The 11784-nt window shown below is 68.3% G+C and carries 5 protein-coding genes; 4 read left to right on the forward strand and 1 reads right to left on the reverse strand.

Annotated features, from left to right (window positions below):
* The first annotated feature begins 110 nt into the window (after window positions 1–110).
* The 4 genes from uppS to DI526_RS09595 are packed head-to-tail and all read left to right on the forward strand — an operon-like array spanning window position 111 to window position 9562.
* A complete protein-coding gene (gene uppS, locus DI526_RS09580; protein WP_304276987.1) occupies window positions 111–872 on the forward strand; it encodes a polyprenyl diphosphate synthase in 762 nt (253 codons plus the stop codon).
* A 1-nt stretch (window position 873) separates the two neighbouring features.
* On the forward strand, window positions 874–2685 hold the full coding sequence (locus DI526_RS09585) for a hypothetical protein (RefSeq protein ID WP_304276990.1): 1812 nt from the start codon (window positions 874–876) through the stop codon (window positions 2683–2685).
* A 46-nt stretch (window positions 2686–2731) separates the two neighbouring features.
* Window positions 2732–9166 (forward strand): FG-GAP-like repeat-containing protein, encoded by a 6435-nt coding sequence (locus DI526_RS09590; RefSeq protein WP_304276991.1) that lies wholly within the window; start codon window positions 2732–2734, stop codon window positions 9164–9166.
* A 15-nt stretch (window positions 9167–9181) separates the two neighbouring features.
* Window positions 9182–9562: a hypothetical protein gene (locus tag DI526_RS09595; RefSeq protein ID WP_304276994.1), complete on the forward strand. Its 381-nt coding sequence runs from the start codon at window positions 9182–9184 to the stop codon at window positions 9560–9562.
* 800 nt (window positions 9563–10362) lie between these two features.
* On the opposite strand, the gene DI526_RS09600 is transcribed toward DI526_RS09595, so the two are convergent.
* The gene (locus tag DI526_RS09600; protein ID WP_304276997.1) at window positions 10363–11697 is read right to left on the reverse strand and encodes a DUF1254 domain-containing protein; all 1335 of its coding nucleotides are present in this window, start codon (window positions 11695–11697) and stop codon (window positions 10363–10365) included.
* Window positions 11698–11784: the final 87 nt, after the last annotated feature.

Consider the following 11784-nt stretch of genomic DNA (forward strand, 5'->3'; position numbering starts at 1 on the left):
CAACGAGGGGCCGTACAACTGCAGCTGCACCTGCAAACCCGGCTAGCCTCGCCGCCTTGAGCTCCGCGCCGGTCCTGCCCGGACCGGCGCCCCTTTCCTGGACCCACATCATGCTGCAACGCTTTGATCGGCGCGCAGAGCGCGTCGCTGCGCCCGCCTGCGTGCTTGATCCGGCGACGGCGGCCTCGGTCGCCCCCGGACACGTCGCGGTCATCCCCGATGGCAATCGTCGCTGGGCGCGCGCCCAGGGCCTCCCGGTCGCGGCGGGTCACCGACAGGGCTTCCTGGTCACGGCGCCGGCGATCCTGGACCGCCTCTTCGAGCGAGGCTGCCAGTGCGTCAGCCTGTGGCTGTTCTCCACCGACAACTGGCGCCGCAGCCCTGAGGAGGTCGCCGACCTGATGGCGATCTACCGGGCGTTCATGGGCGTGCTGCAGCCCCTCTGCGAACGGCGCAATCTTCGCGTCCTGCATTGGGGAAGACGGGACCGGGTCCCGGCCGACCTGATGGGAGCTCTCGATGATCTCTGCGACCGCACGCAGGATCACGGCGCAGGCCAACTCGTCCTGGCGCTGGATTATGGCGGCGCCGACATGCTGCTCACGACGGTGCGCGCCCTCGCGGCCGAGGGTCGGCTTCCGGAGGACGACGCCGCCTTGCTGCGGCGACTGACGGGTCTGCCGGCGTCCATCCCGCCCATGGACCTGGTGCTGCGCACCTCGGGCGAGCAGAGGCTCTCGGGCTTCGCGCCGCTCTCCGCGGCGACGGCCGAGCTCTGCTTCGTGGACACCTGCTTCCCCGGCCTCACCGCCGCCCAGATCGACGCCTTCGTCGACGATTTCGCGCGGCGCGAACGCCGTGGCGGGGTGTGACATGACCTCGTCCTCTCTCAAGCCCGAGCTTCTGGACGAGCAGGCGCTCTATCATCACCCTTTCGCGGTGACGGAAGAGATCTACGGCGCCACCCGCAGCGTGATCGCCAGCGCCAAGCTGCGCCCCGGCGGCATCGATCTGGACCGCTACTACATCGACTTCACCGCCATGGATGGGCGGCACACGCTCGAGGACGCCGGGCGAATTCTCGATCGCCTGTGGTTTCCCAACTCCGCCCGCGCCCGCTTCAACGAAGCGTTCCAGCGACTGGGACGCTTGCGGTTCATCGGCGTCGGGCCGTCCCACGGACGCATGGCCTATCGGGCCTATGTCGGCTTCTCCGACCAGATGCTGCGGCGGCAGGACACCGCCATGTCCTTCGACTGGGAACCCGGCGGCGATCTCCTGGCGATCAAGCACTATGATGAGCCGGGCAGCGTACCCGACGAGGAAAAGCACGCGGCGATCGCCGAGGCGCTGGCCGACGCGAAGCCAAACGCCCTGGCGCGTGAGGTCGAACGCCTGACCGGCCGCATCATCGGCGAGGCCCGGGGCGACTTGGCGCTGATCCTCGTGCGGGAGACGGAGGGACCCCGCAATTCGGTGGCCTTCAACTACTACCGCGTGGCCCACACCCGTCTCGAGGACGTCGCCGACGCCGTGGAAGGCCTGGTCGCCGCCTTCGAGACGCCGGCCGCCAGCGTGGCCGCCTGGCGCGCGGCCAGCGAAGGCTTGCGCATCACCGACATGGCCGTCGGCAAGGGCTGGGACGGCCAGCCCTTTGTGACCTTCTACCAGGGCATGCTCGACCGCCCGCCCGCCTTGATCCGCCCCTCCGGCCTCGAACAGCAAGCCCTCATCGAAGGGCCTACACCCTCCCAAGAAAGGACTAGCGCCATGGCGCCCGAAAACACCCTGATTGAACCGGCCGTCCACGAGGCCGCCGACCTCCTGCCGCAAGGCGATGGCCACAAGCCCTGCGCGGCCTGCGAGGCGGCGGCAAAGGCCGAGCCGCCGCGCCCGCTTCCGCCCAGCGGCCCACAGCCGATCTACGCCCTGGGCCGGATCGGCTTCGAATTCGCTTCCGAGGCCCGGCGCGAGAGTTTCGTTCAGGCGGGTCTGGCCGCGCCGAACGACCCGCGCGAGATGCTGCGCTTCCTCGACAGCCATCCCTACGCGGCCGAGGATGTGGTCTGGACGGTGCTGCTCGGCGCCACGCCGATCTACGTGATCCGCCCGGCCGGCGCCTATGCCGCGAGCGTGTACGAACGCCTGCGGGGCTACCTCGCCTCCCAGATCGAAGGCGCGTCGGATGTCGTCGCGGTCCCCGGCTACATGGGCGGCATGATCAGCCTGTCGACCGGCGCGAAGATCCCGCAACTCCTGCCCGACCTGCGCGGCTTCTTCAGCTGGCGCCTGGAGGACGCGGCCAAGGCCGTGACGCCGCCGAAGGGCGCGGCCAAGGAGGATTGGCGCGCAATGCTAGGCAACTTCCTGTCGCGGCTGCACTTCGAATTGCGCAACACCGGCCTGCGGGGCGACCACCGAGCGCTCAACTTCACCGCGACCCACGCGTTCATGACCCACGGCGCCTTCATCGACGGTCTGAACCAGGACTTGAGCTTCGACGGCTTCACCGTCGAACCCAGCGCGTTCGGCCCGTCGGGGTCGGAGTGCTACGACGTGGCGCTGTCCTTCTTCCACCCGAAGCAGCGGCTCGAGGTCTCCAAGCTGGTCTATCGCTACACGGTCGACGTCTCCGACGTCATCCCCGTGGTGATCGGCGAACCGCTCTCCTGGCGCGCATACTAGCGCCCTTCCCAACTTCGCCATCCGCAATCCAACCAAGGGGCAAGCTATGGCTAGCCGGTCGTGGTCTTCGGCGTGCGTTCTTCCTCGGCTCCTCGGCCTCGCCGTGGCGCTGTTCCTGGTCTGTCGCCCCCTCGAGGCCTGGTCGCAAAGTCGCGCCGCCGCGCCGAAGGCCGCGCCGACCCAGACCATGGGCTCCCTTCAGGGGGCGTTCACGGTCACCGACCGGGGCAACAGCAGCTACGCGATCGACATACCCACGCCGCCTGGCACCAACGAGCTCCAGCCCAAGCTGTCCCTGGTCTATAACAACGCGACCGGAAACGGCATGGTCGGCGTCGGCTGGTCACTGGCGGGCTTGGTCTCGATCGACCGCACCGGCGCCAACCTAGCGCAGGACGGCTTCCGCGGCGGGGTGACCTACGGGGCTGACGACCGGTTCACCTACAACGGCCAGCGCCTGATCATGGTCGAGACCAACGCCGACGGCGCGGTCTTCCGCACCGAGGTCGAAAGCTGGACCCGCATCGTCTCCCACGCCCGCACCGACGCCGGCGCGACCTGCGGTAACGGCCCCTGCTGGTGGACGGTGACCACCGACAAGGGCCTCACCTATGAGCTGGGCCGGACCGCCGACAGTCGCGCAGCGCCCAGGGGCGGCGATGGCTCGATCCGGTCCTGGTCGCTGGGCAAGATCGTCGACCTGAACGGCAACGTCCTGACGGTGACCTATACGGCCACGCCCTACAGCGGCAGCCAGGACGGCGGGCAGATCTATCCGGCGCGGATCGACTACACCAGCAACCCGGCCGCCGGCTTGACGGCTCAGCGCGCAGTCACCTTCTCCTACGAGGCGCGGCCCGATCCGATCGGGATCTATATTGGCGGCTATCCCGTCCGCACGGCCGCGCGGCTCAAGCGGGTCGACAGCAGCGTCGACGGCGTGAAGACGCCCTCCATCATCCTGACCTACGCCCAGTCGCCCGCCACCGGTCGCAGCCAAGTGACCCAGATCGCCGAATGCACCGGCGACGACAGCCAGTGCCTGGTGCCGACCAACTTCGCCTGGTCCAGCGCCGACCTTTCGTTCGCCGCGCCGGCCGGCTGGTTGAGCACCGACTTCACGCAAGGCTGGACCGCCCAAGACCCCCGGTTGCTCGCCGACGTCAATGGCGACGGCCTCGCCGATGTCGTCGGCATCCGCCTCGACACCCAGGTCGCCCTGGCCAAGCCCGACCGCAGCTTCGCGGGCGCCGCCACCTGGAACGCCGGATTCGGCCGCAATACGGGCTGGACCGACGCGCGCACGCCGCGCACGGTCGGCGACGTCAACGGTGACGGCCTGCTCGACGTCGTCGGTTTCAACTACAAGAGCGTCGAGGTCGCCCTTTCGACCGGCCATAGCTTCGACAAGGCGGGCTGGACACAGCCCAGCTATCCTTATTTTGGCTTCGATCCGTCGGCCGGCGGCTGGATCAAGGAGCGAAATCCCCGACTGCTTGCCGACGTCAACGGCGACGGCCTGGCCGATATCGTCGGCTTTGGCGCTCAGACCATGGTCGGCCTGTCGAACGGCGCCGGCTTCGAGACACCAGCGGTCTGGAACACGTCCGATTTCACGGGCGACGCCTGGTGGCGCCAGACCGAGCGCCTGCGCTTGATCGGCGACGTGAACGGCGACGGTCGCGCCGACATCGTCGCCTTCTCCAGCACCGGGGTGGTCGTCGGGATTTCGACCGGCGGCCAGACCAATCAATTCGACCTGTCGCGCTGGCCCCAGAACACCGGCGGCTACGCCTATTTCAGCCTGGCGCAGGGCTGGCGGAGCGACCTCCACCCCCGGCTGCTCGTCGATGTCAACGGCGACGGCTTGGCCGACATCGTCGGCTTCAAGAACGGCGTCCAGGTGGCGCTGTCGACGGGCAAGGGCTTCATGCCCCCGCAGACTTGGAATGCGGGCTTCAGCGCCGAAAGCTCGCCGCCGTGGCGGGCCGGGACGACGCGGCTGCTGATCGACGTGGACGGCGACCACCGCGCCGATATCGTCGGCTTCGACACCACCGGCGCCAAGGTGGCGCTGAATCGCGGCGACATTTTCACCGACGGGCTCTGGAACGCCAGCGCCCTGGCCGGATTCACGCCGTCGACCGACCGTCCGGTCCAGACGTCCGACGTCAATGGCGACGGGCTCGGCGATGCGGTGGCGTTCGGCGCCAATCGCGGACAGGCCACGACCCTGGCCGTCGGCCTTGCGGGCGGCGCCCAGGCCGACATGATCGTCCAGGTCACCAACGGCCTGGGCGGACGGCTGGACCTGACCTACGCGCCGCTCAGCGACCGCGGGGTCTATACGCCCGCCGCTTCGTCGCCGGGCGGGCAGGCCGCGGCGGGCCTGACCTCGTTCGTCCAGCCCCAGCCCTACATCTACAGCCCCTACTCGGCCGCCTATCCGCTGCGCGACATCGTGGGCGGGCCCATCTACGTCATCAAGCACGTCGACGAGAGCATCGATCGCACGCGATCGGCCGCCAGCTACAACTACTCCACCGACTACAGCTACACCGACGCCAAGCTCGACCAGCGTTCGCAGCGCTGGCTGGGCTTCGCGAGCAAGACCCGGCTTTATCTTGAGGACGGGCGCAAGACGGTCGAGATCTACAACCAGACCTTCCCGCTCACGGGGACGCTGCAACGGCGCGAGATCCGCTGCGGCCCGAAGTCGAGCGATCCGCTGTGCGTCCCCGACGCCCTGATCACCTCCGCGCCGATGGAATATATCGCGGTGCAGACGGCGACCGGGGTCGGCCCCATTGCGACGCCGGTCTGGGACGTCCGCAAGACGCGCCAGACGGTCAACCAGTACGTCTACGGTCAGTTCGACACGGCCACCCTGAACGTCTTCGCCTACGACGCCTTCGGCCAGCCGGTGTTGCAGAGCTACATCGGCCGCGTCGATCAGGCCGGAAAGGACCTGTCGCCGGACGACGATGTCTATGCCTGCAAGCGTTACGTGAACGACGCGACGCGCTGGCGGCTGGGATATCTGGACGCCTTGAAGTTCTCGTCCACCAGCGACTGTGGCGTGATCGACCAGTTCCGGCCGGGCGTCGACCTATCCCTGACCACCTACGCCTACGACCAGGCCACCTTCGAGCTTGCCGGCAAGAAGATGTGGGACGACCAGGCCAAGGCCTTCCAGGTCATCACCTACGGCCATGACGCCTACGGCAACCAGACCTCGATGGTCGATCCGGTCGGCCAGCTCTGGAAGACCGAGTTCGACCCCAAATTCCATACCTTCCTGCAGACCCTGCGCGGACCGCCCCTGGCCGGCGGGCGCACCTTCGCCACGCAATACAACTACGACCCGCGCTTTGGCCTGCAGACCGCCGAGGTCGACGCCAACGGCAACGTCAACCTGACCTGTTACGACGGGCTGGGGCGTGAAGTCGGACGCCAGGTCAATGCGCCGAGCGGCGTGCCGGCCGACACGTCCTGCGTCACGGCCGGCCCCGGCTCGGGCGTATCGGTGATCACCAATCGCGCCACCGATTGGCTGATCGGCGCCGGACACGAGACCTATTCCGAGACGCGCACCCTGCAGGATTGGCCGACAAGCCAGGGCCAGAAGACCTGGCTCTACGCGCGGCAAACGCTGGATGGCCGGGCCCGGATCTACAGGAGCGTACGCCAGGGGGCGGCCGCCGGCGCCGACGTCGTCGACTGCACGGTCTACGACGGCTACGACCGCACGCCGAGCCGGTCGCTGCCGTTCTTCGGCGCCGCCTCCGCCGACTGCGCGGCCACCGCCTCGGGTCGACTGTGGCTCGACCAGCGCTACGACATCATCGGCCGGATCGTCGAGCGGACACGGCCCGAAGGCCCCAACGGCGGAGGGCGGGTCCGGGACGTGACCAGCTATCCCTCGTACCTGCGCGCGGTGCAGACACTGGCCGTTGGGACTCCCGAAGCCTATGTCCGGGAATTCCGCTACGACATGCGCAAGGGCGACAAGGTGACGGTCGCCGTGTCGGTGACCTCGGACGGCGGGGCCACCACGCAGATCGGGCGTGACCGACTGGGGGCGATCACGGCGACCGTCTCGCCGCCGACGGCCGCGTCCCCGGCGGGCGTGCGCACCAGCTACCTGCGTGACAGCCTGGGGCGGATCGTCCGGACGGACTCCCCCGACCGCGGGGTCGTGACCAACGACTACCTGGGCACGCCCTACCTGAAGAAGCAAACCACGACGAACGGCGTCGAAACTTTCGACTACGACACCCAGGGCCGCCTGCTCCGCCATGATCTCGGAGGGGGCTTCGTCTACGCCTTCAGCTACGACGACACGACCGTGACCAACGGCGTGGGCCGCCAGACCGGCCTCAGCGCCACCGATCCGCGGCTCGCGGCTCCGATCGTCCAGACGATCGGCTATGACGCCCAGGGCAATCCTTCCAGCGTCACCACGATCGGCCTGCCGAACCTGACGGCGCCTCAGGTGCAGACCACGGCCTACGATCCGCAGAGTCGGCCGCGGGTCCTGTCCCTGCCCAACGGCGCGCGCCTCGAGAGAGCCTATCAGTATGGGCTCCTGGCCTATCTGAAGCTCGACAGCCTGACCGTAGCGCGCTTCACAGGCTACAGTCCTTACGCCAAGCCGACGGGTATCGCCTATGATGGTGGCGTCGTCGAGACGCTCGGCTACACGCCCTCGGGCCTGCTGAGCAGCCAGAAGGTGACCCAGGCGGCGGCGACCTATCTGGACCGCGCCTACGACTGGAGCCCGCTCGACGAACTGCGCGCGATGCGCGAGGCCGTCCGCTACAGCGGCAAGGATCTGAGCGAAACCTACGGCTACGACAACCTGCGGCTGACCTCGGCTGAGGGGGTCTTCGGCAAGTGGGGTTACGCCTACGACCAGGCCGGCAACCTCAACCAAAGGACCGATCAGGCGTCTGGGGTGAAGACCGACTACGCCTATCGTAACTTCCAGCTGCTCAAGGGCGTGCGGGGCGGCGCCGAGATCTATGCGGCCGACTATGACGCGTTCGGGTCAATGACCCGCCGCGCCTCCGACGGCGACGTCCAGGTGTTCGGCTACGATCCCGAGGCGCGCCTGACATCGTCCAAGGACGGCGGCGGCGTAGAGCGCGCACGCTTCCACTACGACGCCCAGGGCGAGCGGATGCTGGTCGACGACCGGGTGACCGGCGTGACCACCGCCTATGTCTCGCCGACCTACCAGGTCGCAACGAAAGGCGGGCAGGCGCTGAGCACGGTCGTGCTGCATGACGACCTGGGCCCGCTGGCCATGGTCACTACCGGATCGGCCTCGGTGACTGGTCCCGGGGTGCCGGGGCCAGGCGTGCTTCACCTGCACCGGAACCAGGTCGGCAGCACGACCCTGACGACCCGTGGCACCGGCGCCGTCGGCTCGGTGCTGGCTTACGAGCCCTATGGCGTACCCATCCGCCTCAACGGTCCGGACGACTTCAGCAACAAGTTCGCCGGCTTGCTGCGGGACGAGGCGACAAGCCTCTACTACTCCGCCTCCCGGTATCTCGATCCGCAGACCGGCCGCTTCACGACGGCTGACGCCGGTCCCAGCGCCGAGCCACAGATCCAGGATAGCCTCAACACCTACGCCTATGTCGCTGGCCGTCCGACCTCGCTGGTGGACCCGTCGGGTCAGTTCCTGCCGCTGATCGCGGCGGCCATCGCCGAGGTCGGCGCCGCCGCGGCTGAAGGCGCGGCGGTCGCGGCGGAAGGCGCGGCGCTCGGCGCCGAGGCCGGCGCGACGGTGGGGGAAGCGGCCGCGGCCGGAACAGCGGCCCTGAGCGAGACCGTCGCGGCCGAGTCGACCGCCGCCACCACGGCGGCCACCGTCGAGGCCGAGGTCACCGAGACCACGGCGCTCGCTTCGCGCGCGGCGATGACGGGCGAGACCGCCACGGCCAGCACCAGCTCGGCGGTCAGCGGCGAAGCCGCCGTCCAGTCGACCAGCCTCGAAAGCGGGTCGCTGGCCGACGTCACCGCCTTCGAGGGCGAAGGCTCGCTGACGCAGTGCCCCAGCCCTTGCCGCGCCGCGCGGTGGCTGTGGTACGAATACAGCCCCTGGTCCACCAGACCGGTCACGCTGTTCCGAGGCCTCCGCGACGTCGGTGAAATCGGCGAGATCGAAGGAACAGGCACGTTGCGCAGCCCCTTCTGGCGCGCGAACGGCATCGGGCCGGGGGCGGATCGGTTCACCTGGTGGCGGATGTGGCTGCACAGCATCGACAGCGGTATTGGGCCTAGTCCCTATGTTTCGACGACTTCGTCGGAAAGCGTCGCACAGAGCTTCTCCGGCGGGGGCGGACGCATCTACAGGTTCACGGTGCCGCGCTACACCGTCAACCGCGCCTGGTGGAGCCCGTTCCCGCATGAATTCGAATATCTCGCGAAGGACGGCCAAGTGGTGCAAAACGTCGTAAGGACACAGTAGGCGTGCCAGAAGCGGATGATTGACCCAAACACCGAGATCGCAAGGCTCTACGTCTACTCCCCGTTCGAGCAGAAGACCTTTCCCTATCTCCGGCGTTACATGGATCTGGTGTCGCCGCGCCTGGACGCCGTCCTGGCGGACCCGGCGCGGCGGCGGCGGTTCATGCTCGCGGGCCTGCTCCTGGCTTATCGCGCGGCCAACCATCACGGCCAGGTCATGACCACCACGGCGCGGGCCGACGCCTTCGAGGACGAACGGCTGACCGCCTTCCCCCGCCTTGCCGGCGAGGAGATCCAGAACGCGGCGCACTATCTGCACCTGCTCGGGCGCGTGCCGTGGACACTGCCGTTCCCCGGCCTGGGCGCGCGGCTCTTCCGGTTCGTCTGGCGCGGATAAAGTCACACATCGACTGTCGACCTGTAAGGCGACGGCGGCCTCACCAAGTCTCCAGCATCCGAACCTACCCAAGCTCCGCGTTGAGTCAGGTCCGCCCGGTCCCGCCCAGGTCGCCGTCGCCGGAGCGGCGGAAGCGAGCCTGGCTCATGGGCCGGCCGGGCGCTCAGCTGCTGTAAAAGTCCTTCCGCGCGCTGGAGGGCTCCGGCGTCGGGCGACGTCTTATCTCCAGAAGTTCAACTGTCGCCAGGAGCGCTCTCTGTTGTCGATGATCAGCCAGGGTAGGTCTGAGAGCCGACGCACCCATGTCTTCGTGCTCGCCGCCTGCGTGCTGGTTATGATGGGCGAGTTTGCACCGAGAGTGGTCCGCGGCGCCTATCAGCGGGTTCACGACATGACGACCGCTGCGCCTGGGCGCGTCGTGGGTGCGGCTGGTGCGGTGTCGGAACGGCGTGTGTCGGCGGTGGGTCCGGAGCAGGCGCGGCGGTGACGGGAGCCACGAAGGCGCCACTTGCCGCAGGCTTAGATTGAGTTCGGAGGCATGTAAAAAACCCGACCGCGCTCGGACGGGGGTGTCTTGCTTGTGCGGGGACCTTGAGTGCGGGGACACGATTTGGATCACACCCCACAACCATCCCCTGACCTTCTCCGCTTAGCCATGCGAGACGCCAAGGGACACCAATGTCAAACAATCCCAAGCAGCGCGATAGCGCTCGTGAAACGACCGAGGGCCTGCCGCCAGGAAAGCCGGCTTCGCGCCAATTGCCGCCCTCGGCGCGCCTTCAGGAAGGCGACGTTCGCCTCTAGGTTCGCGTGAGCGCGGGAACTCTCCAAGATCGCGTTCTGAGCTCGCGGCGCGGCAGATAGGCGCGAAGCGCCAAGCGCATGCGGCCGCTGGGCGCGGGAAGCCAGTTGGCCGCCATCGCTCCGACCGGGCGCTCACGTTGGATCAGGATCTCGAACCCTCCGTCCGGATTCTTGATCAGGCCGGGCGTGCGATCTCCGATCGCGTATCGGGCGATCGGATTTTCGGTGAAGAAATAGCGCCCCTCGGGTGTGACTTCGTACATGGTCAGCGACCAGAAGGCGTCGACCGGCACGCCGCCGGGCGGCACTCGCCAGCGATACGACGTCTGGCCCGTCAGCGGTTGACCCTCGGCGTCGAAATTGGCGTGGAAGTACATCGCCTCCTCCTCGCCCAACGCCGCGATGCCGCCGAGCGCCACGGCGGCGCGCAGTTGGTCATTGGTCCCAAAGTCGCCGATCCCGGGAGGCTGGTAGCTCCAGCCGCCGACCGCATAGTCGCGGAAGCGGAAGGTCTCGCGCAGGACCTCCAATGCGCCGGGTATCGTCGCCCGCCATTGGTCCAGCACCGCCTGAGACGGCAGACCCGGCGCGCTGATACCTTGGGCGGCGAACTGGCGCGCGCGCGGGAACTGGCCGCCCCCGCCCCGCGAGCGGGCGATGACCTCGTTGACCAGCGACAGGAAGCGGACCGGATCGTTCACATCGCCGGCGGCCGCCTCGAAGGGGCGCGGCGGTGGGCGGTCCGCCGGGACGCTCAAGGTCAGCCCGCCCTGGAAGGCCTGAGCGGCGGCGAGATCCGCCGGTCCGTCCACCAGGACGCGCATCAGGGCCCAGACGTCGTTACTCGGCGCGCGGATCAGGCGGACGTCCGCCGGCGCGGCGCCCTTCCAGCTCGGGCCCACGACCCAGTAGCGACCGCCCTGCCCCTTGGTCGCCCGCGTGCCGACATAGGCGAACACGTCAGTAAAGGCGCTCATGAAAGCCAGGCAGAAGTAACGGTCCGTCGAGCTGGGCACGGTCAGCTCGACCGGTCCACCCGACAGCTCCAGGAAGATCGACGAATAGATTGTGTCGTTGTTGGGCGCGGTGACCTGATGGGAAGTGTGGTCCATCAGCTGGGATCGATGCGCGATGACGTTCAGCTTGCCCGGTCTGCCGACCGCCCCCGTCCGCTCCTGCTCGATCCGCGCCTGCTCGTACAGCGGAAAACCATAGAAGAAGGCTCGCTGGAACGGGTCCTTGGCCGTTTCGGCCAAGGCGGCAAGGGCCTGTCCCGTGGGCAGCAGGACCGAGGCGGCCAGCCCGGACTTGATCAGGTGACGGCGGTGCATCGGCTCTTCTCCAACAGGACCTCTGTACTCAGCGGGTGTGGCGGTTGAAGAACCGCCAGATGACCTCGGTCGCGTCGACCTGGTCGT

The organism is Caulobacter segnis (assembly GCF_003243465.1).
GTDB classification, from domain to species: domain Bacteria; phylum Pseudomonadota; class Alphaproteobacteria; order Caulobacterales; family Caulobacteraceae; genus Caulobacter; species Caulobacter segnis_A.

Excerpts from the sequence above, each read along its gene's own strand:
- uppS (WP_304276987.1), top strand. The coding sequence starts at position 111 with ATGCTGCAACGCTTTGATCGGCGCGCAGAGCGCGTCGCTGCGCCCGCC.
- DI526_RS09585 (WP_304276990.1), top strand. The coding sequence starts at position 874 with ATGACCTCGTCCTCTCTCAAGCCCGAGCTTCTGGACGAGCAGGCGCTC.
- DI526_RS09590 (WP_304276991.1), top strand. The coding sequence starts at position 2,732 with ATGGCTAGCCGGTCGTGGTCTTCGGCGTGCGTTCTTCCTCGGCTCCTC.
- DI526_RS09595 (WP_304276994.1), top strand. The coding sequence starts at position 9,182 with ATGATTGACCCAAACACCGAGATCGCAAGGCTCTACGTCTACTCCCCG.
- DI526_RS09600 (WP_304276997.1), bottom strand. The coding sequence starts at position 11,697 with ATGCACCGCCGTCACCTGATCAAGTCCGGGCTGGCCGCCTCGGTCCTG.